Below are 25,337 nucleotides of genomic sequence, written 5' to 3'. Positions count from 1 at the left end.
CCGGAATTTTGGGGCCGCTACGCAGCCCAGCGCGAGCAAGCTCGCTCGCCACAGGATTGCCCTCATCCCAAGTCTTTTCTAACTGAGCAGCATTTGATGACTCCCTTGCCCGCACCTCTGCGCTGGCTGTACTCCCTGGAATGGCGCCGGGGCTTCTTCGACTGGGTCCGCAGCGATGGCGTGACCTGGGTCTATATCTTCAAGGTGCTGACCGCAGCTTTCCTGACGCTGTGGCTGGCCATGCGCCTGGAGTTGCCGCAACCGCGCACGGCGATGATCACCGTGTTCATCGTCATGCAGCCGCAAAGCGGCCAAGTGTTCGCCAAGAGTTTCTATCGCTTTCTCGGCACCCTGGCCGGGTCGGCGGTGATGGTCGCGTTGATCGCCCTGTTTGCGCAGAACACTGAGCTGTTCCTCGGTTCGCTGGCGATCTGGGTCGGTATCTGCACGGCCGGCGCCGCCCGCTGCCGCAACTTCCGCGCCTACGGTTTCGTACTCGCCGGATACACCGCCGCGATGGTCGGCTTGCCCGCACTTGCCCACCCGGACGGCGCGTTCATGGCCGCGGTCTGGCGGGTGCTGGAAATCTCGTTGGGCATTCTCTGTTCGACACTGATCAGTGCAGCCATCCTGCCGCAAACCGCCAGCGCCGCCATGCGCAATGCCCTGTATCAGCGCTTCGGCGTGTTTGCCCTGTTCGTCACCGACGGCTTGCGTGGCCGCAGTCAGCGCGAGGCGTTCGAGGCTGGCAATGTGCGCTTCATTGCCGAGGCAGTCGGACTGGAAGGGCTGCGCAGCGTCACCGTGTTCGAAGACCCGCACATGCGTCGGCGCAATGGACGACTCAGCCGCCTGAACAGTGAGTTCATGGGCATCACCACGCGCTTCAATGCCCTGCATCAGTTGCTCGAACGTTTGCGCAGCAACAATACGGATCATGCCGTGGCGGCGATAAAACCGGGCTTGCAAGACCTCGCCGAACTGCTCGACGGCTTCAGTGGCCGTGCCCTGACCAGCGCCGATGCGGCGCGCCTGGTCACGGTGCTGAGTGCCTACAAGGCAGGGTTGCCGGCGCGGGTGCGCAGCCTGCGGGCGATCTTTCAGGAGAGCGAACCGAGCGACGACGAGCTGCTGGACTTCCACACGGCGTACGAACTGCTCTATCGCTTCGTCGACGACCTGCACAGTTATGCGCAGACACACGCCTCCCTGGCCGATCACAGTCACGAACGGGAGCGCTGGGACGAGCCGTTCACCCCGCAAACCAACTGGATGGCAGCGGCAGCATCGGGGATACGCGCAGCGTTTATCCTGGTGGTATTGGGCAGCTATTGGGTGGCAACCGCCTGGCCGAGCGGCGCGACCATGACCCTGATTGCTGCCGCGACCGTGGGCCTGTCCGCCGCCACCCCGAACCCGAAACGCATGGCCTTTCAGATGGCGTGCGGGACGTTGCTCGGGGCGTTGATCGGCTTCGTCGAGATGTTTTTCATTTTCCCGTGGATCGACGGATTTCCATTGCTGTGCGTGATGCTCGCACCGGTGATCGTACTCGGCTCGTTCCTGACCTCGCGGCCGCAATACGTGGGCGTCGGCCTGGGCTTGCTGATCTTTTTCAGTACCGGTTCGGTGCCGGACAACCTCACGGTCTATAACCCCTACACCTTCATCAACGACTACATCGCCATGGTGCTGGGCATGCTGGTGTGCGCAGCGGCCGGGGCAATCATTCTGCCGCCCAACAGCCGATGGCTGTGGCGTCGCCTGGAACAGGACCTGCGTGCTCAGGTGGTGTACGCGATCAGCGGCAAGCTCAAGGGGCTGGCGTCGAGTTTCGAAAGCCGTACCCGCGATCTGGTGCACCAGGCCTACGGCTTCGCAGCGGGTCAGCCGCAAGTGCAGCGGGACTTGCTGCGCTGGATGTTCGTGGTGCTGGAAGTCGGCCACGCGATCATCGAGTTGCGCAAGGAGCAGGCGATTCTGCCGGTGCATCCGGCCTATGCCGAATCCCAGCCGTGGCGCCAGGCGATCCGGGTGATGGGGCGTGCGCTGGTGCGGCTGTTCCTGCAACCGAACGGCAGCAACCTGGAGCGCGCGCTGGTCGCCGTCGATCACGCGATCAGCCGTGTGCAGTCCACCGACGAACCCTTCGCCCCGCACTTCGATACCTCGGCGCTGCGCCGGGTGAAGAGCTACCTGCACTTCATCCGTACCTCGCTGCTCGATCCGCAATCACCGCTTGCTACGTTCGCAAACAGTCATTCCCAAGGACTTGCACATGCCTCGTGAAATCGCCTTCCACGGCGTGTACATGCCGACCATGACCCTGATGTTTTTCATCGCGGCGGCGCTTGCCTGGGCGCTGGACCGGTTCCTGTCCGGGTTCGACCTGTACCGTTTTTTCTGGCATCCGGCGTTGCTGCGCCTGAGCCTGTTTACCTGTCTGTTCGGCGCGTTGGCGCTGACTGTCTACCGTTGACTCTCTATCACTGACTCTCTATCTCTGAAGAATGCCCCGATGAAAAAGTTTTTCAGCCTGTTCGCGACCTTGCTGGTGCTGGCCCTCGCGCTGTGGGTCGGCCGCTCCTTGTGGGAGCACTACATGAACACGCCATGGACCCGTGACGGCCGCGTGCGCGCCGATATCATCAACGTCGCCGCCGACGTCACCGGCGAAGTGGTGGACGTGCCGGTGCGCGACAACCAGCTGGTGAAGAAGGGTGATTTGCTGATGCAGATCGACCCCGAGCACTACCGTCTCGCGGTGAAACAGGCACAGAGTCTGGTGGCATCGCGCAAGGCGACCTGGGAGATGCGCAAGGTCAACGCCCATCGTCGTGCCGACATGGACAATCTGGTGATCTCCCGGGAAAACCGCGACGACGCCAGTAACCTCGCCGACTCGGCCCTGGCCGATTACCAGCAGGCCCAGGCGCAACTGGAAGCCGCCGAACTCAACCTCAAGCGTACGCAAGTGCGTGCGGCGGTGGACGGCTACGTCACCAACCTCAATGTGCATCGTGGCGACTACGCGCGCATCGGCGAGGCGAAAATGGCCGTGGTCGACATGAACTCGTTCTGGGTCTACGGCTTCTTCGAAGAAACCAAGCTGCCCCATGTGCGCGTGGGTGATAAGGCCGACATGCAACTGATGAGCGGCGAGGTGCTCAAGGGCCATGTGGAAAGCATTTCACGCGGCATCTACGACCGCGATAATCCGCAGAGCCGAGAGCTGATTGCCGATGTGAACCCGACGTTTAACTGGGTGCGTTTGGCACAGCGGGTGCCGGTGCGGATTCACATCGATGAAGTGCCGGAAGGGGTGCTGTTGGCGGCGGGGATTACTTGTACGGTGGTGGTCAAGCAAGGTGAGGGGGCATAACCGATAGACCGAGTCGCCTGCTCGCGAAGCAGGCGACTCGGTCCACATTTCACTCCTGGCAAAACGTCTCATGCAGATGCCGCCAGATCACCCGGCCATCGGCTTGCTTCTCGAACACCACGGTCGAGCGACGATCCGAGTGCAGGCCGGTCGCATCGGTCTGTTGCTCGCGGTAACTCACGGTTGCGCCGCCGTCGTACAGCGCAATACCGCGTAACTCGCTGAGCTCGATGCGGAACCCGAGCTTCTTGCCGCCCGCCAGGGTGAACAATTCGTTCAGCGCGTCAAAATCCAGCACCCGGCCGAGCGGAGAGACCATGGAGAACTGCGGTGAAAACCGTGTCAGCAATTTTTCGAGTTCGGATGCGTCGCGTTCTTCGGCCAGCCATTGTTCGATGGCAACGTGCGCCTGGATCACTTCGTCGAAGTATTCGGTGTAGTCGGTCATGTTTGATTCCTTGAGTTCTGTGGAGTCTGTTCTGGCGCCTTCGCGGGCAAGCCCGCTCCCACAGGGGAACGCATTTCAAATGTGGGAGCGGGCTTGCTCGCGAAGGCGTCGACTCGGTCTCAGAGTTGCCCACGCAACCCGAACCGCTTCATCAATCCCGATTCCAGCAACCCCTTCGGCAACAATCCGGCAAGCAACGGCAACGCGCGGCTGCCATTACCCAGGCGGATCAGCCGTGGCGGTTTGGCCTGCTGCACCGCCTTGAGCAATCCGGCCGCAAATTCACTGGCCGGAGTCGGGTTGTCCTGAGAAGCCTTGGCCCGTGCACGAATGCCTTCGCGCAGCGGAAACCACGGCGATTGCTCGCTGATCAACTGCTCGGCTTCGTGTCCGGCATTCTTTGCAAAACTCGAAGCGATGGCGCCGGGCTGAACCTCCATCACCCGCACGCCAAATGGCGCCAGTTCCATGCGCAAGGCATCGCTCAAGGCATGCACGGCGGCTTTCGAGGCGCAGTAGGCGCCGGCGAATGGCGTGACCAACACACCCGAAACGCTGCCGATATTCACGACCAAACCTTTGGTCCGGCGCAGCACGGGAAACATCGCGCGGGTGACGCCAACGACAGCGAACACATTGGTTTCGAACTGGCGCTGCATGGCCGGCACGCCGCCATCGAGCAGCGGCCCCATGGCGCCATAACCTGCGTTGTTGATCAGCACGTCGAGACCGCCGCGCTCCTGGTTGATGCGCTCGCTCAACTGCTCAAGGGCAACACCGTCATTTACGTCAAGTTGCACGGCGGTAAATCCGGCAGCGCTCAGCATGGCGACATCTTCGGCCTTGCGCGCACTGGCCCAGACTTCATAGCCGGCGACCTTGAACGCATCGGCAAGGGCGCGGCCAATGCCGCTGGAACAACCGGTAATCAACGCAACGGGCATGGCGCATTCCTTGTGCAAAAAATGGAGGAGGGGTCAGTCGGAAAAACTACCCTGCAATCGCTCGGCGCGAAACTCCAGGGTTTCCGGACGGTAGCCAGGACGCAGTGGCGGCAGCGGCAAACAGTCTTCCCAGTTACCACCGGCCTGCAATTCGCCGGGGCCGCGATAGCGCGGGGCGGTGTATTGATTGTCGGCCAGGTTCACCGTATCGCCCGGTGCATAAGCCGCGACCCGCCAGCGCAACTCAGTCAGCGGCACGTCATTGCCGTTGTTCAGGGTCAATTGCAATGGGCGGTCGGCGGGACATTGTTGTGGCGCGTAACTGATGCGCAACTCCAGGCGTTGCAGCTGCTTGAGCTCGTGGTGGTCCATCCAGATGACCCAGGTGGCGACGATACCCAGCCCCGCGGCGGCGGCCATGGATACGGGCAAGGCCTTGGCCGGATAGCGCAGCAACAGGATCAGCCAGGTGATGACCAGCAGGACGCCGATGAACATGACGTGAAATCTCGGGAATAGAGAGGGTCATCCTACCTAAGCGCAGGTGGGGTTGGCGATGGGCGATTCGGTGGTGTGCTGACTGGCGCCATCGCGAGCAAGCTCGCTCCCACAGTGGACCGAGTCGAGCACAAAATCTGCGGTCGACCCAATACCCTGTGGGAGCGAGCTTGCTCGCGAAGAGGCCAGTCGAGGCACTACAAAAACCCAGTGCAAAAAAAAAAAGCCCCCGCCCAGCCTGCTGCGGATAGGGAACGCAGCAGGCTGGACGAGGGCTTCTTGTTTTACTGAACGTTACTGCGCGATGGTTTTCACCGACACGCCACGCTCAACCGGCGTCGAGCGCCCGTAGATATCTTCAAACCGCTCGATATCGTCTTCGCCCAGGTAGCTACCCGATTGAACTTCGATGATCTCCAACGGAATCTTCCCCGGGTTACGCAGGCGATGCACCGACGCGATCGGAATGTAGGTCGACTGGTTCTCGGTCAGCAGGAACACGTTCTCGTCACAGGTCACCTCGGCGGTGCCGCTGACCACGATCCAGTGCTCGGCGCGGTGGTGGTGCATCTGCAGCGACAGGCACGCGCCCGGCTTGACCGAGATGTGCTTGACCTGGAAGCGCCCGCCCATATCCACCGAGTCGTAGGAGCCCCACGGACGATAGACTTCGCAGTGGTTCTGGGTTTCGCTGCGGCCCTGTTCGTTGAGGGTGTTGACCATCTGCTTCACGCCTTGGACCTTGTCCTTGTGGGCGATCATCATGGCGTCCTTGGTTTCGACCACGACGATGTTTTCCAGGCCGATCACCGACACCAGCTTGCCGTTGCCGTGGATCATGCAGTTTTTGCTGTCCTGGATCACCACGTCGCCTTTGGTGACGTTGCCGTTGGCGTCCTTTTTATTGACCTCCCACAGCGACGACCAGCAGCCGACATCGCTCCAGCCCGCGGTCAGCGGCACGACGCAGGCGCGTTGGGTTTTTTCCATCACCGAGTAGTCGATGGAATTGTCCGGGCAGCAGGCGAAGGTGGCTTCGTCGAAGGTGATGGTGTCGGCATCCTGATGGCTGCGCTCCAGGGTCAGCAGGCAGGTGTCGTAGATGTCCGGATCGTGCTTCTTCAGCTCTTCGAGGAAGCGGCTGGCGCGGAACAGGAACATGCCGCTGTTCCAGAAGTAACCGCCGGACTGGACGAACTCGGTAGCGCGCTTCACGTCGGGTTTTTCGACGAAGTGCGAGACACGGCTGACGCCTTCAGGCAGCAGCGAGTCGTTGGTCGACTTGATGTAGCCATAACCGGTTTCCGGCTTGGTGGCCGGCACGCCGAACAGCACCATTTCACCGTTTTCGGCGGCGACGGTGGCCAGGGCCAGGGCGCGTTGCAGGGCTTTCTGGTCTTCCAGCACGTGGTCGGCCGGCAGTACCAGCATCAGCTCGTCGCGACCTTCGCTGACCAGCATCATCGCAGTCAGGGCCACGGCCGGCGCGGTGTTGCGACCGAACGGTTCCATCAGGATGCGTTGGGTTTCCAGTTTGCGCGCCGCTAATTGCTCGTTGACGATGAAGCGGTGGTCCTTGTTGCAGACCACGATTGGCGTGTCCATGCCTTCGAACACCAGGCGTTCCAGGGTTTGCTGGAACAGGGTGTGTTCGCCGGTCAGGGCCAGGAACTGCTTAGGGAATTGTTTACGGGAAAGCGGCCAAAGACGTGAGCCACTACCACCTGACAAGATCACCGGAATCATGTTGTTACTCCTTGAATATCGATTGGTTAGAGCTACTGCGTTCTGTCGTTTCACTCTTGTTTTTGTTCCGTGTCGCAGGGGTTGCGCTGCCTGTGTAGGAGCTGCCGAAGGCTGCGATCTTTTGGCGCATTCAATGACGCCGAGAATCAAAAGATCGCAGCCTGCGGCAGCTCCTACAGAGATCGACGTTACCTCTGCGGAAAGTTCTTTAGCGCGTCGACACCGGGCGTTTTACCCAGACCGGCGACAGGCTGCTGCCGCTGCCGGTGACGTACAGCACCGCGGCTTCACCGCGTTCCAGGGCGACCGGTTTCACGTCGCCGACCTTGGTGGTGCCGTCGTACAAGGCCAGGCTGACCTTGACCGGGTTGATTTCACGTTCGCCGCGACCCTTGGGCGCAACGTTCGGGACTACGTCGGTCTTGCCATCGGCGGTCTTCAGGGTCAGTGCCTTGTCGCTGAGGTTTTGCACGCGTACCAGGGACTTCTGCTTGTTCTTGAACGGCGGCTCTTCGATCAGTTGCGGTGCGCCGCTGGCGTTGTTGACCAGGGTGTAATAGTGGTCGCCGGCCAGTTTCACCGGCAGGTTCTGGCTACCGACCTTGGCGCTGTAGTCGCCGCCCGGCATGAAGCTGAAGTCACTGCTCGACAGTGGCGCGACATCGCTCAGGTTGGTGTTGCCGACGGTGGCGCTGACTTCGGCGTTGCTGGCGTTGTAGATACGCACGAAGGTCGAGCCTTTCGGTGCGGTCGGGCCGTACAGGGCGGCGTCGCCACCGGCGAAAGCCTGTACCGACAGCACGCTGAGGCCGGCAACCAGGGCAAGGCGTTTGGCGAGACGACGAGGAGTTGTAGTGAAAGTCATGGTGTACCTCTCTTTCAGTTTTGCGCCCGGTCGGGCGTCTCGGATTTGTTGTTGATGGCTACGTTTTGTTGGCGGGCGCCGGCTTGTTTAAGCTCTGCGACCCACTGCGGGTCGGCGTCGCCGATTTCGTTGTTCACAGGCAGATATCGTTCAGGGAACTCCCAGATCAGCACCTGTGGCGGGCTGTTCTTGAAGGCGTCGCTCTTGAGGTAGCTGAGCATCGGCAGAATCGGGCCATGGCCGTCTTCGGCGTAATTGACTACGTCGCTGTTCAGCGCTTGCTTGAGCGCACCGACGAAGTTCCAATTGGGGTTGGCGCTGTAGCTGGTGCCGATCAGGGCCACCGGCACTTCGGTGTTGGCGAACAGCGCGTCGTCACCGGCGGATTGATCTTCAGCCGCGACCGTATTGCGCTTCTGCAATTGCTCCTGTTTAGGCATCAGGTTTTCGAACAGCGGGTCCAGTGGCAGGAACAGACGCAGGTCGCCCTTGTGGGTGATGGTCTCGGCAGGTTCGGTGACGAAGCGCTGCGGCTCGCCGCTTAGCGGGTACTTGTCGGCAATGGTCCTGGCCAGACGGTTGGCGGCGATCTCGGCACCTTGCGGCGTCCAGTGGGTGTCGGTGCGCAGGAACACTTGCTGGCCATCCTGCTTGGCCTGTTGCAGCGGGCCGAGCAGGTCAGGGGCCGGAATCCGGTCGGCGGCCAGGCGCTGGTGGAAGTCCTTGTAGAGGTTGGCGTGGATGCTCGCCGGTTTCACCTCACCGAGGTGTTCCGGGTACAGGCGAACCTTGGCCGGAACCACGGCCATCACCAGTTGCACGCCTTTTTCCTTCAAGGTCTGGCGCACGCCTTCGACCAGCGCGTAGTTGCCTTGCAGGTTCAGCTCTTCGTTGACCACCGGGTGGAATTCTTCATCGCTGTACAACCACTGGTCGCGACCGAGCACCACGCCCGGACGACCTTCGTTGAACAGTTTGAAATCCAGCGCGGCCCACAGGTTGGTACCCAGGCGCTTGATCGGGAACTCGTCGTCGTAGTGCGTTTCCACGGCCTTGGTCCAGCGACCGTTGAGCACCGTCGCATCGGCGTTGGTACTGAAGCCGAAGAAGCTGCGCACCGACCACAGACCGAGCACCAGCAGGGTCACCAGGAACAGCGCGATGTAGAAGATGCGTAATGAGCGGGTCATGGTCAGATCCCTCAGAACTGGAAGTAAAGGAACGGCGAGAAGCTTTGCGCCGAGAGTTTGAGAATCGAGGCGATGAACAGCAGCAGCACCAGTGCACGCATCACATAGCGCGACCAGTCAGCGGTCCAGTAGGCCGGTTGCACCTGGGCTTCGACGCCGACGGTGTAGCCAGGCTGATGGATGCTCGCCGGGTTATCCCCTGGCACGGCCTTGATCGTTCCCGGTGTCGCAGCGGCCGGGCCGTCGGTGTCGACGTTCACGGCAGGCTTGGTCTTGACCGGAGGCTGATTGGTGTAGAAATCCCGCAGGCCGAAGAACGCCAGGGTCACGTAGGCCACGATCAGGGTTGCCACTTGCAGGCCGGTGAGGCTGGCCTGGTTGAGTTCCGACAGCGACCAGTCGCCGAAGCTGAACATCGCGCCGTACATGCGTCCGGCGACGTGCAGGTTTTCCGCGCGGAAGATCACCCAGCCCATCACCACCAGCAGGAAGGTCAGTGCCCAGCGGATCGGGTTGAAGCTGCGTGGCGAGGTGTTCAGGCCGATGGCTTTCTCGATCGCCAGCCACATGCCGTGCCATGCACCCCAGACGATGTAGGTGATGTTCGCGCCGTGCCACAGACCACCGAGCAGCATGGTCAGGAACAGGTTGCGATAGGTCATCAGCGTGCCTTTGCGGTTACCGCCGAGGGTGATGTACAGATAGTCACGCAGCCAGGTCGACAGGCTGATGTGCCAGCGGCGCCAGAACTCGGTGATCGACTGGCTGACATACGGCTGCTTGAAGTTCTCCATGAAACGGAAACCCATCATCAGGCCAAGGCCGATGGCCATGTCGCTGTAACCGGAGAAGTCGAAATACAGCTGCGCGGTGTACGCCAGCGCGCCGAGCCAGGCATCGCCCGTGGTCGGGTTTTGCAGGGCGAAGCAGTGGTCGGCCACCACCGCCAGGGTGTCGGCGATGAAGACTTTCTTGATGAAGCCCTGCATGAACCGCGTGCAGCCCTCGGAGAACTTGTCGAGGGTGTGGGTGCGGTTGTTGAACTGGTCGGCCAGGTCGCGGAAACGCAACACGGGGCCGGCGATCAGGTGCGGGAAAATCGCCACGAACGCCGCGAAGTCGATCAGGTTGCGGGTCGCCGGGGTGTCGCCACGGTAGACGTCGATGATGTAGCTGATGGACTCGAAGACATAGAACGAGATCCCGATCGGCAGCAGCACGTGAGTCAGGATGAAGGGCTCAAGGCCCACCGACGTCATCATTGCGTTGATGCTGTCGACGCCGAAGTTGGCGTACTTGAAGTAGCCGAGGATGCACAGGTCGACGGCCACGCCGAGCAGCAACCAGCGCTGCGCCGGTTTGGTCCTGACCCCGGCGGCCCCGACTTTCAGGCCGATCCAGTAGTTCCACAGGGTGACGCCGGCGAACAGCGCGAGGAAGTCCACACGCCACCAGGCGTAGAACACGTAACTGGCAATCAGCAGCAGCAAATTGCGATAGCGTTGCCCGCTCAGATAGTACAAGCCGAGGAAGATCGGCAAGAACAAAAACAGGAACACGTTGGATGAAAAAACCATCCCGGTCTCTCCTTGTTTGAACCAACAGTCAAGGGCCAACGGCCCCCCCAAACCCCCCACGGAAATCCGGGGGGCTAACTCACAAAACCTACTTTCGACACCGACCCTGTAGGAGCTGCCGAAGGCTGCGATTTTTTAAAAACAGGATCAAAAGATCGCAGCCTTCGGCAGCTCCTACAGGGGGTTGTGTCTGGTCTAGGAACCCTTGCTGCCCTTTTCATTGGCCGGGTCGTAGACCTTGGTCAGGTCACCGCCGAGGCGGAAGGACTTGAACGGTTGCATCTTGTGCTTCTTCGCCAGCACCTCGGGCGAGCAGGTGTAGAGCGAACAGAACGGTTCGAGCCAGGCAAATTTCGAGTCGACCTTCAGGTCGGTCATGTCCTGTTCCTTGCCGTTCTTTTCCTCGAACTCATCCGGGTCTTTCACCCCGGACAGCACCCGGTCACCCAGGCGTTTGAGTGCGCCATTGTTTTCCTGACGCAAGTCCACACCGTTGACCTGAGCGAAACTGGCGATCATCGCCAGCGGCGGCAGGGCGTAGTTGTGGTAAGCCAGGGCCCGTTGCTGACGCTTGAGTTCGTTGGGCAGGTAGCCGTCGGCGTCGACCTGGTTGGCGCCGACCTTGTATTCCTTCACTGCCCAGTCGAACAGGTCGCGACGGTTGGTGGCGACGGAGGTGGCCATCACCGACCAGGCGGCCCAGTACGAGTGGTTGTTGGTCTGGTCGAGCGGCAGGTTGTCCCAGTCGCTGACCACCTGGTCGGCCATCTTGCTGAACCAGGCTTCGATCAACTGCGCTTGCTGTTGATGGGTGGCCAGCGGGCGGGAGTCGGAAAACTTCAGGCGGATGTATGCCGAAGCCATGCTGCCCAGCGCCCATTTGCGCATCGACTTGCCGGTGTGGTTGAAGTCCTTGGACATCAAGGCATCGGCCTGGGCCCAGGTCGTCAGCCAGTTCAGCATGCAGTCAAGCTGTTCCGGGCGACCGTCACGCATGAACTGCATCACGTGCTTGCTGATGCCGCGCTCGATCTTGGTGATGTCGGCGGTGCTTTCGCGGAAGGCTTTTTCCGACTGCTCGTTCAGGGTCGCGCGGGCCTTGTCCGAACCTTCGTACTTGCTGCGAAATTGCAACGAGCCGGTGTACGGCGTCGGCACCGCATCGCAGCCTTCGCTCTTGTCGCCCGTCTTGAATTTATCCACAGGCGCCAAATAGCCCTGGGGTGGACGCAGTGGCGCAGCCGCTTGCGTGGCCCCGGCGAACATCGCCAGGCTCAAGAGCGTCGGTGCCAACAGAGTTGAAAATTTCGGATAGCGCATAGCAGACCTCATTGCCCGACCGAAGCAGTACGCTGTTCGGCGCCCGGGAATACGTTGCGTTTGCAGATTTTCGCTTCGACTTTCTGTGGCGCGGCACCCGCTTGTTCCGGGCCCTGGACTTCAACGGCCAGCAGGTTCTGCGAGGCCCAGTCTTCGTCCGTGCGCAACTCGAAGGCGAAACGCCCGTCGGTGTCGGAGGTTTCCGGTTTGTCGATCTTAATGTCCTCGTGGCGACCGTTCATGTACCAGAGGGTGGCTTGCAGGGTTTTCACCGACGTGTCGGCGAAGCGAATGTCGACCTGGTGGCTACCGTTGCGCAGGTCCATGTTCTTGCTGTTGACCATCAACTCGTTTTTGCCCGGCTTGAGCGTGGCGCTGCCGGACATCTGTGCATCCTTGCCTTCGCAACCGTTGTCCAGCAGCGCCATCATCTGGCGGTAGATGGTTTCCTGGTCGAGGCGGTACAGCGGCGAGAATTCCCAGATGAGAATCTTCGGCGGGTTCTTCTGGAACTCGTCGCTGCCCAGATACTGCAGCATCGAACCTTCCAGGCCGCCGCCGGGGAACGCTACGTTGAAGATGTCGGCGCCGATGGCCTCTTCGAGGAAACCGGCGAAGTTGTAGTTCTTGCCGCTGTGGGAGGTACCCACGAGGGTGATTTGCGGATTGCCGGAATCGCCGAACAGATCGCCATCGCCCGCTTCGCCCTTCGGCTCGGTGGTGAACTGATCCATGTACTGGATCGCGTAGCTGGTGCCACAGAGTTGACCGGCCATGTTGTGCAATGTTCCGGTCTTGCCCATGCGACCCGATTTTTTGGTCTCGAATTCGCGCTTGGGAATGTCGGCGAACTCAGGCAATTGCTTGACCTTCTCGGCGACGATTTTCGCCGTGCGCTGGGCGCCGTACGGGGTCCAGTGCTGGTCGCCACGGAAGTAGAAATCGTGTGCGGGCAGGGTGTCGGGCAACGACTCGTTGGTCAGTGGCGACAGGTCCGGAACGACGTAGCCCATCTGCGCGAAACGACCGAGCATGGACTTGTAGTTTCTCAGCGCCTTGTCGAAGTCGAAGCTGGCCTTCTCCGCCGGGTTGAGCTTGTTGCGGTTCACCAGGCCACGGGTCGGCTGGTACACGACAACCAGTTCCACGCCTTTGCTCTTGAACGCATCGTGCAGTTGTTTCATGCGTTTGTAGCCGGCGGGCGTGGTGTCGAATTCGGTGCGCAAGTCTTCTTGCGTACGGAACAGCCAGTCACCCTGGGCCTGCACCAGCGTGGTGAAGTTCTGCTGATAACGGGTGGTGTAGTTCTTCGGGTCGTGGGCGGCCGGGCACAGGCTGCAGCACGGTTCGGCAGTGAATTTTGGAGCCTGGACTTCATCGGCACGCGCGCCGCCGCTGGCCGCGAGAATGCCGGCGGTCAGGGCCGAAAGGCTGAGTAGTTTGATCAAGTGTGGGTGCATAAGATTATCCTCAGTCCCGCATTTCGGTCTGGCGTTCGACGGGGTCGATCAGCACGGCTTTCTGCTGGCGCACCAGCAGGTCGAGAATTTCATCCTGGCGCTCGCCAAGAATGCCGGTGAAGCTGATGCCGCTGGATTTGGTCGGTGCGAGCATGGACACGCGATACAACTCGACACTCAGCGGCGAGTCGATGGACAACGGTCCGCTGCCGTTTGCCGCCAGCTCACCGCCGACCACGATCAGCGACACCTGGGCGTCGAACGGGTCGAGCTTGATGTCACGGTCGGTGTTGCTCAGGTCCTTGATGTGCCCGTAGACACCGGTCAGGCCGTTGGCCATGGAGACGTTTTCGTACAGGCGAATGTTCACGCTGTTACGAATGCGGATGCCGTGGCGGCGGTTGCTGACGACTTTGTTGCCCCACAGCAGGTTGTCGGCACTCTCGTAGAGGGTGATGCCGTCGGTGTGGTTCTGGTAGATCTCATTGTGGGCAATCAGGTTGTTGACGCTGTTACGGTCGATCACCAGGCCCGACAGCTTGTTGTCATAGCTGCGATTGTTGAAGATGAAGCTGTCGTTGACCTCACGGGAAATAATGATCCCGTGCTTCTTCTTGGTCCCGTACACCGTGTTGTCGGCAATGATCAGACCGTGGGAACGGTCGTGCGGATCGATGCCGTAGACGATGTTGTCTTTGTAGGTGTTGCCCTTGACCACGAAGTCGCGAGTCTCATAGCAGTAGAAGCCGTACCACATGTCCGAGAACTCGGAGCCGACGATCCAGCCGGTCGGCTCAGGGCGCTTGAGCACCTTGGCCATGTTCGGCGTGTACTGGGAAATACTCACGCCGTAGGACTTACTGTTGGCATAGCCGAAACTGGCGATCTTGCTGTTGGCGATGTAGGTCTCGGTACCACCCCAGGACAGCAGGAACGGACGGAACTCCTTCGGCGAAGTGAACGTCGCCGGGCCGTTGTCCTTCTCGCGCCAGCCGGTGATTTTGGTGTCGCGCACGAACAACTGGCCGTCGTTGACCAGGAACGCACCGGCCTCCTGGGACAGGCGCAGTTCCTGGGTCTGCTTGTCGATTTCCAGGATGCCGTGACGACCGACCACGATCGGCAACTTCGCCAGGTACACACCCGGCGAGGTTTCACTGAAGTACTGCTTGGGGACCTTTTTCGCCAGGTCCTTGAGGTTCATGTAGCCATCGTCGACGAAGATCGCCTGGGGAATGCCGTGCTGACGCACCACCCACTCGGCCATCTTGTTGTCGCCACCGATGAAGTCCTTCAGGGCGTCTTCCTGCATCATCCGGCGCAGGCTGATCTTGCCCGGTTTGCTGCGCATGATCTTCGCGGCGATGGCTTCGGCTGTGTAGCCGGAAACGTCCGGCAGTTTCGGCTTGGCCAGTTCCAGCGGCGCGGTCGGTGCGCTGCTGACGGTGTAGGTCTTGGCCTGTTGCAGTTCCTTGGCCGTGGTTACCGGCTTGGCCGGTTCCACATTGGCCGGCGCCACATTGGCGAAGCCAGTCGCACTGGCCAGCAGCATCGCGCCGGCCAACAGGCTGATCGAGCCTTTTCGGGCTGGATGATTCATCTGGGAGACTCCCTTCGCGGTTTGCATCAGAAGCGCCAGATCACGTCGATGAACGCACGGTGCATGTACGAATCGACTTCCTTGCCGTACGCATCGCCTGGCTTGAACACGCCGCCACGGAAGCGCACCAGGGCCGAAGGCTCATCGATCGCCTGACTCATCGACGCCGGCAACAAGCCTTGCTTGAAGTACTTGGTGACCACCAGATCCATTTCCTGACCGAGGTCTTTCTCGCCATCGTTCAGTGGCAGCGAAGTACTGGAGAGGATCGCGCCGGTCACATCGTCGGTGTTGTTCTCGACGGCGTTGATGCCATTGCTGCCGACCGGCTTGTTGCCGTCGACACGCCAGAACTTGTGGTAGATCAGGCTGGCGTCGTATTCGTCGTTGAGCATCCACGAACCGAACAGGGTGGCGCTCTGCATGTTGTTCATTTCGCCACGGAAGGCCTCGCCGAAACGGTGCACGCGCGAGCGGGTGCCGGTGTAGTTCGAGCGGTTACTTTCCAGACCGTTCTGTTCGTAGTCGGCGCTGGCGCGGGCATAGGCGGCACCGACTTGCCATTGCGGATCGAGGCGCAAACGCACGCCGACATCGGTGGCCCAGCCGTTGAGGTCTTCACCGCGCTTGGCTTCAGTTGGCGGCGTGCCGTCGGCGTTCAGCGGGTTGACCTTGTCGATGTCGCCGCTCATGCCGGTGATGCTGCCCCAGTAATTGACGGTGTTGGTGTTGCGCCAGTTGTAGGCGTCGCTGTCGGCGGTCAGGCCGAGCCAGCTGATGTCACCGTTCTGTTTCTTGTCCAGCGAATCGGTCGGTACACCCGGCTCCGGGTAATCGAGCTTGCCGTTGTCATGGGTGTGATGACCGCGAATGCCGACCCAGTTGCCCGGTGTCCACTGGTACGCGGCATCGGCGTAGGCGTGCAGGCGATCCTTGTCTTGTGGCGACAATTCCTTGAGGTCGGTGCGGTACTCGCTGAAGCGTTCGGCGATACCGACGTTGGCGCGCAGCAGGGTCGTGTCGAAGGTCCAGTTCAGGGCTTCGATGTTGGTGTCGCGCCATTGGCCGTCGTCATTGCGCAGGCGCTGGCGACCGAACTTCAGGATCTCGCCGGGGTAGGGCGTGAAGCCGCTGTAGCCGACCCAGAACTCACGCATGGCCAGGTAGTTTTTCTTGGTCTCGCGATCACCGTTGTCGGTGTTCTCGGCGCCATCGGATTGTTGCAGGGTGTCGGTCTCGATGATGTCAGTGGACGTCACCGCCTGACCCATGGCGTAGGCGCTCCACGCGCCGCTTTCGCCGTAGACCCACGGACGCAGGTCGAGGCCGACGCCATTGACGTCGCCGCCGGGAGCGGTGCCGAGGTCGCGGTCATCTTCGGACTGGCCGGTGATTTTCACGTCCAGGCCGAAGTTCTTGGTTTCTTCAGTCATCGCAGCAAGCGTCGGGCAAGACCAGATCAGCGCGAATGTCAGGCCAATACCGGCCTTCATGAATGGATTCAACTTCATTGGGATTCCTCGCCATCTTCTTCTTGCAGGGCATGCATTTCCGGCGTGTTCGGGCTCAGGGCACCGCGCACGGCCTGTTCTTGTTTCAACAGGCGTTGGGCTTCGGCCAACCGGTCGGGCGGCAATTGCGTTTGGATTGTTTGCGCAAGCTCGGTGGCTTGCGGAGTGTTCTGGGCCAGGGCCAGTTGGCTGAAGACGTAGGCGTTCAGCGGATCAGGCTTGGTGCCCTTGCCTTGGGAAAACAGTTGGGCAATGGCGAAGTCGGCGCTGTTCTGGCCGTTGCGCGCAGCGGTCAACAGATGGTCGAGAGCCTTCTGCGGGTAGACCTTGCCCAGGTAGCCACGGCGATAGATCTGGCCGAGGTAGTAATCGGCAGCGACTTCACGGCCGACGGCTTTCTGGAAATGCGCTTCGGCGACCTTGGCGTCGGCCGGCACCAGTTTGCCTTCGAAGTAGAGCTTGCCCAGCAACAGTTCGGCGCGAGGCTGGTCGGCGGCGCGGCCGTTGTCCAGGTACTTCATCATCTGGTCGACGTCGCCCAGTTCCGGGAAGTCGTAGAGCAATTGCGCGAGGGTGACCCACGATGCCGGGTAGCCCGGTGCGATCGGTTCGAGCAGCGACTGCGCGGTTTTCTCGTCGGTCTTGCCCAGGGAGGCATCGGCGAGCACGCGGGCGACGCTGTCGACGCGCTGCGCCGAAACGGTGCCTTGGGCATGAGCCGCTTGCATCTGCTTGATCAGCTCGGCCTGTTGCTCTGGCTTGGCCTGTTTCTGATAGACCGTGGCCAGTTCGACGTAGCAGATATCGCTGATGTTGAGCGCGGCCTTGCAGATTTTTTCCACGTCATCCAGATGCTGGTCGTAGGTACCCTGGGTGCGATAGAGCAGCACTTGCGCCAGACCCGCTTCCGGTTTGTTCTCGGCACGCCATTGGCTGATCTGCTGCTGGGCGTTCACGTTGGGAAAGCTGTGCGGGTATTGCAGGTACAGCATCGCCAACGGGATCAGCGTATTGCCTTCGCCTGCCGCAGCGGCTTTTTTCAACAGGGTTTCGGCTTCGTGTTGTTCCGCTTCGGTGGAACCGGGCTTGGCCACCAGCAGACGACCGAGGCGTGCCTGGGCGCGCGGCGAAACGCTGGCTGCGGCGCGGTAAGTCGCCTCGGCCTGTTTCATCTGCGCCGGGTCACGGCTGTCGACCTGGATATCGGCCAGGCCGACCTGGGCTTCGCTGTAGCCCAGGTCTGCCAGTTGCCGGTAGTTCGCCGCGGCAGTGGTGGTGTCACCGCGCTTTAGCGCTTCGTTGGCCAGGCGCTGGTCGGGCAGGCCGGCGCAACCGGCGAGGCTCACCGCCAATGCAACGGCACACAGAGAGCCCATGTGGGAGCGGGCTTGCTCGCGAAGCAGGCGACTCGGTGCATCAGACAGACCGCGTCGATCCCATCGCGAGCAAGCTCGCTCCCACAGGGTCGGCGGCGTGTTGAGGGTTGGAGTAGTCACAGGCATGTCCTCGACTTAAAGACCGACAGCCATGGCTTTGTCGATCAGCCAGTTCAGGTTCGGGCCACGGTCGCTGTTCACTTCCACCGGGCGGCCGGCGAGGGAGCTGTCCAGGGTTTCGTCCGGCTGGATCAGCACGCGGATGTCCGAAGACAGATCGGCGCTTTTCAGGCTGGTGCTGCTGACGATCTTGCCGGTGCGGCTCTTGTCCTCGCCGGCGATCTGGAAGCGCACCGAAGTACCCGGGCGCACGTCGCCGAACTGGCGATAGGAGAAGCGCGCTTCAACATTGGCTTCGCCGCCCCGCGGGACCAGTTGGAAGATCACGTCGCCCTTGCTGGCGTACTGACCGTTGGCGACCATTTGCTGGGCCACGGTGCAGTCGCAAGGCGAGGTCAGGGTGCCGGTCATCTGCTTGCCGAACAGTTCTTCAACCTTGGCCGGTTGCAGTTGGTCTTCGTCCAGATGGCCCTTGAGCACGTCGAGCATGCTGGTGCTGAAGGTTGCCAGCGGTGCGCCCTTGGCGGCCACGCCGTCGGCTTTCACCAGACTCTGCACGGTGCCGTCGCGGGGCATGGTGATGTTCACGCCCGGCACGCTGACCAGGCCGGCCTGGGCATGGCTGACGAAGTACATGCCGTACACCGACTTGAAGACAAAGCCGAATGCAGCCACGCCGACAACGAAGATCCCCAGGCTGAAGGTCACGGCTTTCAGGCGGCCGAACGCGGACATGCCGTGGCCGCCGTCCTTCGTCTTGCGTGCCTTGGTGAAGTTGTCGCGCTGCAGGGTCGCCAGCATTTCACCTACGCTGACGATGTCGCCCGCCAGGTGCGAAGTGATCAGGTGGCGCAGGGTCGAGATGTCCCGTGGTTCCAGGTTCTGGAACTGGCAGCCGGCGCGTCCGGTCTCGCGGTCGAAGGAGCGGACCTGCAACTCGACGTCCATGGCCAGGCCGAGGTTGTCGATGACGAATTGCAGGCGGGCCTTGTACACGTCACCCACCTTCAGCGGCAACTGACCGGCGTTGAATGCCAGGCCACCGGCGGACAGGTCGATCACCCGGGCTTCGACCGGCGTCCGGTCAGGGCCGAAGAAACGCAACTTGGCCGGGATTTTCACTCGGGCGTGTTGGCGCTGGGCTTCGGATTCGTGCACTACGTTGGCGTTGACGGCGGTATTCATAGGGGGCGTTTTCCTAGTTAATTCAGGCGAGTTCGGTCAGACCATCAACAGCAGCACGGCGACAAAAATGCTGCCGGCAGAGAAGGTCATGGTCCGAGACGACCAGGTGTTGAACCAACGTTGAAAGCTGGCGAGATCACGGGTCAGGGAAGTGGGTTGGCGAGTCCAGGACTGTTGGTCGAGGCGGAAGAACACGTAGATCTTCACCAGCGCGCCGACTATCTGGTTGTAATAGAGAATTGCCGGGTAGGCCGGGCCGATCCGGTGTCCGGAGCACGACAGCAACAAGGTCAGGATGAACCGGGTGATGCCGATCCACAGCAGGTACACCAGGATGAACGCGGTGCCGTACTTGAAGCTGGCGATCAACGCCACGGTCAGGCCCAGCAGCGAGGTCCACATCGACACGCGCTGGTCGAACAGCACCACCGAAGTGAACACGCCAAGGCGTTTGACCCCCAGGCCCAGGGCACGGGAGTTCTGCCGCAGGTTGTTGCCGTACCAGCGGAACATCAGTTTGCGGCTGGCCTTGATGAAGCTCTTTTCCGGCGGGTGTTCAACGGTGTTGATCGCCGCGTCGGGCACGTAGAACGTGTCGTAGCCCAGGCGCATCAGGCTGAACCAGCTCGACTTGTCATCGCCGGTAAGGAACTTGAAGCGGCCCAGGCGCCAGTGTTGCAGCGAGTCGCTTTCCACGTCGGCGATGAAGTCCGGGTTGGTGACCACGGTGGCGCGGAACACCGACATGCGGCCGGTCATGGTCAGCACGCGCTTGGACAAGGCCATCGAGCACATGTTGATGTGGCGCTGGGCGAAACGCAGCTTGTGCCATTCGCTCATGATGTAGCCGCCGCGCACTTCGCAGAATTCGTTGGTGGTCAGGCCACCGACGTTGCCGAACAGCTGGAACCACGGCACGGTCTTGAGCACCACGCCTTCGGCCAGCACGGTGTCACCATCGATGACAGCGACCACGGCGCGATCATCCGGCAGGTGCCGGGAGATGGCGCGGAAGCCGTAGGCCAGGCCATCGCGTTTGCCGGTGCCGGGAATGCGCACGAAGTCGAGCTTGACCCGGGACGGCGGGTTCATCCGGTTCCACAGGCTTTTGACCAGCAGCTCATCGGACATTTCCACGATGGAGCAGACCACGGTGGTCGGCAGGCCGCAGTCGATGGCTTCGCGGATCACCGAGCTGTAGACCTGCGCGGTGGTCAGGGCATCGATGCGGAAACTGGTGACCATCAGGAACACGTGGGACGGGTCAGCCGCTTTGCCCAGCTTGCGCACTTTGCGCCGCAGGTACGGGTAGACGATGTACAGAAAAATCATGCCGCGCACAAAGTGAGTGGCACCCATCGAGTAGCGCCAGATACCCACGGCGCCAATCAGGAAAATGAAGTCCTTCGACTCGGAGTCGAACGTGGACACGGGCAACGCCATGGCGAGACCCATCAGTAAACTCAGGTAGAACAGCCAACCGGCGGCCTGGAGTAGGCCGTGCTTTAGCCTGTGCATAATCTGCATCCGTCTCGATCTCGGGCGAGCCTTTGGGGTGGCCCGATGGGGTTAAGGCAGGCCTGTGAAAACTGGCGGCACCCGCTCTGGATGACGCCAGAATCCCTGTAGGAGCTGGCGAAGCCTGCGATCTTTTGATCTTCAGCAATCACGCCGGCGCCAAAAGATCGCAGCCTGCGGCAGCTCCTACAGATACCGCGTTACCAGCAGATGCCTTCGGCCCGGCTATTGGTGCTGGTGGCCTTGGACATGAAGCCCACCAGGTCGATCACCTGCTTGCCGTGTGGAACGTCCTGCACCAGGGCGCGGAATTTCTCGTCACGGTTGCCGAGGATGATCACGTCGGAGTTGTTGATCACCGCGTCGAAGTCGGAGTTGAGCAAGGACGAGACGTGAGGGATCTTCGACTCGATGTAGTCCTTGTTCGCACCGTGAACGCGGGCGTACTCGACGTTGCTGTCGTAGATGCTCAGGTCGTAGCCCTTGCCGATCAGCATTTCCGCCAGGTCGACCAGCGGGCTTTCGCGCAGGTCGTCGGTGCCGGCCTTGAAGCTCAGACCCAGCAGGGCGACTTTGCGTTTGTCGTGGCTGGAAACGATGTCGAAAGCGTTCTGCACCTGGGATTCGTTGCTGCGCATCAGCGAGTTGAGCAACGGCGCTTCCACGTCCAGGGAACCGGCGCGGTAGGTCAGGGCACGCACGTCTTTTGGCAGGCACGAGCCGCCGAAGGCGAAACCTGGGCGCATGTAGTACTGGGACAGGTTGAGGGTCTTGTCCTGGCAGACCACGTCCATCACTTCGCGACCGTCGACGCCGACCGCCTTGGCGATGTTGCCGATTTCGTTGGCGAAGGTGACCTTGGTGGCGTGCCACACGTTGCAGGTGTACTTGATCATCTCGGCGACCGCGATGTCCTTGCGGATGATCGGTGCGTCGAGCTCTTCGTACAGCGATTGCAGGACGTCGCCGGACGCCTTGTCGAATTCGCCGATGACGGTCATTGGCGGCTGGTCGTAGTCGGCGATGGCGGTGCTTTCGCGCAGGAACTCAGGGTTCACGGCCACGCCGAAATCAACACCGGCCTTCTTGCCGGAGCAGTCTTCGAGAATCGGGATGACCACGTTGGCCACGGTGCCCGGCAGCACGGTGCTGCGCACGACGATGGTGTGGCGGGTGGTCTTGTCGCGCAGGACAAAACCGATTTCGCGGCATACGGCCTCGATGTAGTTCAGTTCCAGGTCGCCGTTCTTCTTGCTCGGCGTGCCCACGCAGATCATCGACAGGTCGGTGTCGCGAATCGCCTCGGCGAAGTTGGTGGTGCCACGCAGACGACCTGTCTGGATGCCTTGGGCCAGAAGTTCACCCAGGCCCGGTTCAACGATCGGCGATTTGCCGGCATTGATCATATCGATCTTGTCTTTGGCCACATCGACGCCAACGACGTCATGGCCCCGTGCAGACAGGCAACCGGCACATACTGCGCCGACGTAACCCAAACCAAAAATGCTGATGCGCATCGCAATTACCTCTCTGTTATCAAGCCTGTATACATCAAGCCATTAGATGGCCGGAGTTAATGGTGTTCAGCGTGTTTTAGTGCACTCGCAAGTGTGCCTTACAGGCACGACAATGCCCTGTGCTGGCATATAAGTTACGAGTGTCTAAATAAGTGCACTCAAAGTGTGCGCAACTAGGCCTTGTTGTTATGATTTGCCCTGTTATGCAGCCGATCCTCCTGTCGGAAGGATGCGGGTGCAACGGCCTTGTACGCTTGATGTCAGGCCGAAAGCCCGTGGATCAAGCGGTTGGGTGCTCGGGTGAGCACGTTTATATGGGGCGCTGTCGTGGCCTTGTAGGGGATAGTCATACCGCGTTATCTCCTGTCCGATTGCTGTTGTCCAAATCAGTGATTAGTCAGCGCAAGTTAGTGTTTCAACTTCGCAACATGAATCGCTTATCTGCGTAAGTTATCTCGTACACGCTCGGCGAGAATCGTTACCGGTGGTATGAGCGGCGCGTTTGGACATAGTTCCAGTCCGCTCATCGCGAAATCTGAAATTTCTTGAAATATTGTGAAAGATGGCACTGCTCTCAAATTGATAGCACTTGCCGTTTCGCCCTTTATATATAGGCGGTTCATTGGCTGGGATATTTTTGTGCCACCACTGTTAAAAAAAGTCAGTGCCACTACGCAAAAAAATGATTGAAGTCGAGTGAAACTAAAGTTAGAAAATCGGGTGGTGTTTTTCTGGCGCCATGAAAATGGCGAAAAGGCGGGGAAGGCTGAAGTGAGTCGAGGGTCGGCGCACGAGCGGGTGTGAAGGTCGTGCGCCGACCGGATGCATCACTCTGGTGCGTGATCGCGCAGAAACACCAGATTGTCCGGCTTGGACTGTTCGGCGCTGTAGCGATAGCCTTGAACGTCGAATTGCTTGAGGGTGGCCGGGTCATTGATGCGTTCTTCGATAACGAAGCGGCTCATCAAGCCGCGGGCCTTTTTCGCGTAGAAGCTGATGATCTTGTACTGGCCGTTCTTCAGGTCCTTGAATTCGGTATTGATGATGCGCGCGTTCAAGGCGTTGCGCTTGACCGCCGAGAAGTACTCGTTGGACGCCAGGTTGAGCAGCACGTCATCGCCCTGATCGACCAGGGCTTCGTTCAGCCATTCGCTGATGCGCGAGCCCCAGAAGGCATACAGATCCTTGCCTCGGGCGTTGGCCAGCCTGGTGCCCATTTCCAGTCGATAGGGTTGCATCAGGTCCAGCGGGCGCAGCAGGCCATAGAGGCCCGAGAGCATGCGCAGGTGTTTTTGGGCGTAGTCGAAATCGGCTTCGCTGAGGGTTTGCGCATTCATGCCGGTGTACACATCGCCCTTGAAGGCCAGCAACGCCTGCTTGGCGTTTTCCGGGGTGAACGCGGGCGTCCAGCTGCCGAAACGCGCGGCGTTGAGCCCGCCTATCTTGTCGGAGACGTGCATCAACTCGCTGATTTGCGCGGGTGTCAGCTCGCGCAATTGCAGGATCAATTCCTGGGAGTGGTCCAGGTACTGCGGCTGGGTGAAGCGCTGGGTCGCCGGCGGTGTTTCATAGTCGAGGGTCTTGGCGGGTGAAATCACCATCAGCATGAAGTCGTCTCCTTTAATCGTGGCGGCGATTCTAGGGGGTTGTTCGTGTTGACTCCAGCTATGAGCGTGATAGGTGATCGGTGGTGTCATGGGACAAGATCGCAGCCTCGCTTCGCTCGACAACTCCTACGGGACCGGGTTGGCTCAAAAATGGAATCGGATCGCGTAGGAGCTGCCGTAGGCTGCGATCTTTTGATCTTCCCGGGATATAGTGCCGCGCGGGTTTTGTTATGGAGACATCCCATTGCGTATCGCTTTTCTCATCTCGATCTGGCTACTGAGCTTTGGCGCCGTCGCGGCACCGGGTGATGTGGCGACGCTCGATCGCAGCACCTGGCCGGAAAAACTCGGTAATCCGACGCTGTTCGACGTGGCGTCCAGAGCCGAGATCCTCATGTTTTCCAGCGTCCTGTTGGCCAGCGAGGCGCTGGATGAACCCGGCCTGGCCCAGCGCCTGGGCCTGCGCACGATCAATCTGGAGTCGGTCAACCGGGTTCGCCAGCGCATGTGGCAACGGCTGCTGGCCAACTACAACTTCGCCCAGCAGAGCTGCGACCAGGATGCCTCCTTCTGTTTCCTGGTCGAAGACATGCCCACCTTGCGCGAGCAGGCTGCCAGGTTCCAGGTCGGCGCAGACAGCTACTACATCAAGTGGGCCGAGCCGAGCCGCGTGTTCCATACCCAATACCTGGACGAACAGTTGCGCAAGGCCGCGCTGTTTCCGCAGAGCAGCAGCGAAGTCGATCATTTTGGCGACTATGAGCGCAGTGGCGACGGGATGCATGACCGGCTGTTTCTGCTGACCTTCGACAGCGCCGCCAACGCCGCGCCGGATAACACCGCCTGGGTCGCCGAGTACCTGCGCAAGTCGAACCTGAGCGGGACATTCTTCGTCCTCGGCAAGGACATCCAGGCGCGTTTGGCCGACGCTTCGGTGAGCAACCTGCAAGAGACCTACTCGAGCCAATGCATCGGCGTACAAGGCTGGGAGTTCCGTTCCCACAGCCACTGGCAGGACTGGCAGGACTCTGTGCGCCGCAGCGCCGAACTGGTCAAGAGCAAGCTGCCGGAGAACTACGTGCCCCTGTTCCGTCCGCCCGATGGCCAGCGCCGTTCCGATGCTGAAGGCTTCTTCAAGACTCAGGGTCTGCAGGTGGCGCTGTGGGACATCGACGCCCAGGACGGTGCCGGCAAACTCAAGGGCAACCCGAGTGCGCAACGGGTGCTGACCCTGATGCTGCTGTGGCGGCACGGGGTGATCAATTTCAATGTGAAACAGGATGCAGTGAAAACGGCATTGCCGTGGCTGGTCACGCAAACGGCGCCTGTCGGGATCGGCTGGGAGGATTGCCAGGATGCGTTTCGCTGAAAACGACAAAGCCCCGTAAACATTGGGTTTATGGCGATTTTGGAAGGGGATTCGTTGCAGGTGGACTTCCGACTGTAAACGGGTGATGGCAGTCCGCCAAGTGC

Annotated in this window: 20 protein-coding genes; 4 read left to right on the top strand and 16 right to left on the bottom strand. The window is 60.7% G+C overall.

Annotation, left to right across the window (positions count from 1 at the left end):
* The first annotated feature begins 96 nt into the window (after window positions 1–96).
* The 3 genes from ACMDB8_RS22765 to ACMDB8_RS22755 are packed head-to-tail and all read left to right on the top strand — an operon-like array spanning window position 97 to window position 3,382.
* Complete coding sequence (locus ACMDB8_RS22765; protein WP_056726204.1) at window positions 97–2,289, top strand: FUSC family protein; 2,193 nt, start codon at window positions 97–99, stop codon at window positions 2,287–2,289.
* Window positions 2,279–2,479: a DUF1656 domain-containing protein gene (locus ACMDB8_RS22760; protein WP_007896379.1), complete on the top strand. Its 201-nt coding sequence runs from the start codon at window positions 2,279–2,281 to the stop codon at window positions 2,477–2,479. Before ACMDB8_RS22765 ends, ACMDB8_RS22760 begins: the two co-directional genes overlap by 11 nt.
* Window positions 2,480–2,518: 39 nt before the next feature.
* The gene (locus ACMDB8_RS22755) at window positions 2,519–3,382 is read left to right on the top strand and encodes an efflux RND transporter periplasmic adaptor subunit (protein ID WP_056726203.1); all 864 of its coding nucleotides are present in this window, start codon (window positions 2,519–2,521) and stop codon (window positions 3,380–3,382) included.
* A 49-nt stretch (window positions 3,383–3,431) separates the two neighbouring features.
* On the opposite strand, the gene ACMDB8_RS22750 is transcribed toward ACMDB8_RS22755, so the two are convergent.
* The 16 genes from ACMDB8_RS22750 to yaaA all read right to left on the bottom strand — a co-directional run bounded on the left by ACMDB8_RS22750 (window position 3,432) and on the right by yaaA (window position 23,864).
* Window positions 3,432–3,830, bottom strand: coding sequence for a DUF4440 domain-containing protein (locus tag ACMDB8_RS22750; protein ID WP_056726202.1), 399 nt, complete (start codon window positions 3,828–3,830; stop codon window positions 3,432–3,434).
* Between the two features lie 119 nt (window positions 3,831–3,949).
* Complete coding sequence (locus ACMDB8_RS22745; protein WP_056726201.1) at window positions 3,950–4,774, bottom strand: SDR family oxidoreductase; 825 nt, start codon at window positions 4,772–4,774, stop codon at window positions 3,950–3,952.
* Window positions 4,775–4,807: 33 nt separating this feature from the next.
* Window positions 4,808–5,272 carry a hypothetical protein gene (locus ACMDB8_RS22740; protein ID WP_056726200.1) on the bottom strand — a complete coding sequence of 155 codons (465 nt, stop codon included), beginning with the start codon at window positions 5,270–5,272 and terminating at the stop codon, window positions 4,808–4,810.
* 294 nt (window positions 5,273–5,566) lie between these two features.
* Entirely contained in the window at window positions 5,567–7,018 is a 1,452-nt protein-coding gene (locus ACMDB8_RS22735) for a mannose-1-phosphate guanylyltransferase/mannose-6-phosphate isomerase (protein WP_056726199.1), read from the bottom strand.
* Window positions 7,019–7,226: 208 nt separating this feature from the next.
* A complete protein-coding gene (locus tag ACMDB8_RS22730) occupies window positions 7,227–7,883 on the bottom strand; it encodes an alginate O-acetyltransferase AlgF (protein ID WP_056726198.1) in 657 nt (218 codons plus the stop codon).
* 14 nt (window positions 7,884–7,897) lie between these two features.
* Window positions 7,898–9,073: an alginate O-acetyltransferase gene (locus tag ACMDB8_RS22725; protein WP_056726197.1), complete on the bottom strand. Its 1,176-nt coding sequence runs from the start codon at window positions 9,071–9,073 to the stop codon at window positions 7,898–7,900.
* Window positions 9,074–9,084: 11 nt separating this feature from the next.
* On the bottom strand, window positions 9,085–10,650 hold the full coding sequence (locus tag ACMDB8_RS22720) for an MBOAT family O-acyltransferase (protein ID WP_056726196.1): 1,566 nt from the start codon (window positions 10,648–10,650) through the stop codon (window positions 9,085–9,087).
* A 195-nt stretch (window positions 10,651–10,845) separates the two neighbouring features.
* On the bottom strand, window positions 10,846–11,970 hold the full coding sequence (locus ACMDB8_RS22715; protein ID WP_056726195.1) for a mannuronate-specific alginate lyase: 1,125 nt from the start codon (window positions 11,968–11,970) through the stop codon (window positions 10,846–10,848).
* Window positions 11,971–11,978: 8 nt separating this feature from the next.
* Window positions 11,979–13,430, bottom strand: a complete 1,452-nt coding sequence (locus ACMDB8_RS22710; RefSeq protein ID WP_409078412.1) for an alginate O-acetyltransferase — start codon at window positions 13,428–13,430, stop codon at window positions 11,979–11,981.
* A gap of 10 nt (window positions 13,431–13,440) precedes the next feature.
* The gene (gene algG, locus ACMDB8_RS22705) at window positions 13,441–15,030 is read right to left on the bottom strand and encodes a mannuronan 5-epimerase AlgG (RefSeq protein WP_056726193.1); all 1,590 of its coding nucleotides are present in this window, start codon (window positions 15,028–15,030) and stop codon (window positions 13,441–13,443) included.
* A 26-nt stretch (window positions 15,031–15,056) separates the two neighbouring features.
* Window positions 15,057–16,541, bottom strand: a complete 1,485-nt coding sequence (locus tag ACMDB8_RS22700; RefSeq protein WP_056726192.1) for an alginate export family protein — start codon at window positions 16,539–16,541, stop codon at window positions 15,057–15,059.
* Window positions 16,538–18,037: an alginate biosynthesis TPR repeat lipoprotein AlgK gene (algK, locus tag ACMDB8_RS22695; protein ID WP_409078411.1), complete on the bottom strand. Its 1,500-nt coding sequence runs from the start codon at window positions 18,035–18,037 to the stop codon at window positions 16,538–16,540. The genes ACMDB8_RS22700 and algK overlap by 4 nt, the downstream gene beginning before the upstream one ends.
* A gap of 15 nt (window positions 18,038–18,052) precedes the next feature.
* Window positions 18,053–19,222, bottom strand: a complete 1,170-nt coding sequence (locus ACMDB8_RS22690) for an alginate biosynthesis protein Alg44 (protein ID WP_056726190.1) — start codon at window positions 19,220–19,222, stop codon at window positions 18,053–18,055.
* Between the two features lie 36 nt (window positions 19,223–19,258).
* Window positions 19,259–20,740: a mannuronan synthase gene (gene alg8 / locus ACMDB8_RS22685; protein WP_409078410.1), complete on the bottom strand. Its 1,482-nt coding sequence runs from the start codon at window positions 20,738–20,740 to the stop codon at window positions 19,259–19,261.
* 200 nt (window positions 20,741–20,940) lie between these two features.
* A complete protein-coding gene (locus ACMDB8_RS22680) occupies window positions 20,941–22,257 on the bottom strand; it encodes a nucleotide sugar dehydrogenase (protein WP_046041959.1) in 1,317 nt (438 codons plus the stop codon).
* A gap of 827 nt (window positions 22,258–23,084) precedes the next feature.
* On the bottom strand, window positions 23,085–23,864 hold the full coding sequence (gene yaaA / locus ACMDB8_RS22675; protein ID WP_056726188.1) for a peroxide stress protein YaaA: 780 nt from the start codon (window positions 23,862–23,864) through the stop codon (window positions 23,085–23,087).
* Window positions 23,865–24,108: 244 nt separating this feature from the next.
* Here yaaA and ACMDB8_RS22670 point away from each other — a divergent pair, with 244 nt between their 5' ends.
* A complete protein-coding gene (locus ACMDB8_RS22670) occupies window positions 24,109–25,233 on the top strand; it encodes a polysaccharide deacetylase family protein (protein WP_056726187.1) in 1,125 nt (374 codons plus the stop codon).
* Window positions 25,234–25,337: the final 104 nt, after the last annotated feature.

Origin of the sequence: Pseudomonas monachiensis (genome assembly GCF_047345015.1) — a bacterium.
GTDB classification, from domain to species: Bacteria; Pseudomonadota; Gammaproteobacteria; order Pseudomonadales; family Pseudomonadaceae; genus Aquipseudomonas; species Aquipseudomonas monachiensis.
The sequence above is the reverse complement of the archived record's forward strand: the minus strand, read 5'-3'. Positions and strand labels throughout refer to the sequence as shown.

Coding starts and splice junctions, on each gene's coding strand:
- ACMDB8_RS22765 (WP_056726204.1), top strand. CDS start 97: ATGACTCCCTTGCCCGCACCTCTGCGCTGGCTGTACTCCCTGGAATGG.
- ACMDB8_RS22760 (WP_007896379.1), top strand. CDS start 2,279: ATGCCTCGTGAAATCGCCTTCCACGGCGTGTACATGCCGACCATGACC.
- ACMDB8_RS22755 (WP_056726203.1), top strand. CDS start 2,519: ATGAAAAAGTTTTTCAGCCTGTTCGCGACCTTGCTGGTGCTGGCCCTC.
- ACMDB8_RS22750 (WP_056726202.1), bottom strand. CDS start 3,830: ATGACCGACTACACCGAATACTTCGACGAAGTGATCCAGGCGCACGTT.
- ACMDB8_RS22745 (WP_056726201.1), bottom strand. CDS start 4,774: ATGCCCGTTGCGTTGATTACCGGTTGTTCCAGCGGCATTGGCCGCGCC.
- ACMDB8_RS22740 (WP_056726200.1), bottom strand. CDS start 5,272: ATGTTCATCGGCGTCCTGCTGGTCATCACCTGGCTGATCCTGTTGCTG.
- ACMDB8_RS22735 (WP_056726199.1), bottom strand. CDS start 7,018: ATGATTCCGGTGATCTTGTCAGGTGGTAGTGGCTCACGTCTTTGGCCG.
- ACMDB8_RS22730 (WP_056726198.1), bottom strand. CDS start 7,883: ATGACTTTCACTACAACTCCTCGTCGTCTCGCCAAACGCCTTGCCCTG.
- ACMDB8_RS22725 (WP_056726197.1), bottom strand. CDS start 9,073: ATGACCCGCTCATTACGCATCTTCTACATCGCGCTGTTCCTGGTGACC.
- ACMDB8_RS22720 (WP_056726196.1), bottom strand. CDS start 10,650: ATGGTTTTTTCATCCAACGTGTTCCTGTTTTTGTTCTTGCCGATCTTC.
- ACMDB8_RS22715 (WP_056726195.1), bottom strand. CDS start 11,970: ATGCGCTATCCGAAATTTTCAACTCTGTTGGCACCGACGCTCTTGAGC.
- ACMDB8_RS22710 (WP_409078412.1), bottom strand. CDS start 13,430: ATGCACCCACACTTGATCAAACTACTCAGCCTTTCGGCCCTGACCGCC.
- algG (WP_056726193.1), bottom strand. CDS start 15,030: ATGAATCATCCAGCCCGAAAAGGCTCGATCAGCCTGTTGGCCGGCGCG.
- ACMDB8_RS22700 (WP_056726192.1), bottom strand. CDS start 16,541: ATGAAGTTGAATCCATTCATGAAGGCCGGTATTGGCCTGACATTCGCG.
- ACMDB8_RS22690 (WP_056726190.1), bottom strand. CDS start 19,222: ATGAATACCGCCGTCAACGCCAACGTAGTGCACGAATCCGAAGCCCAG.
- alg8 (WP_409078410.1), bottom strand. CDS start 20,740: ATGCACAGGCTAAAGCACGGCCTACTCCAGGCCGCCGGTTGGCTGTTC.
- ACMDB8_RS22680 (WP_046041959.1), bottom strand. CDS start 22,257: ATGCGCATCAGCATTTTTGGTTTGGGTTACGTCGGCGCAGTATGTGCC.
- yaaA (WP_056726188.1), bottom strand. CDS start 23,864: ATGCTGATGGTGATTTCACCCGCCAAGACCCTCGACTATGAAACACCG.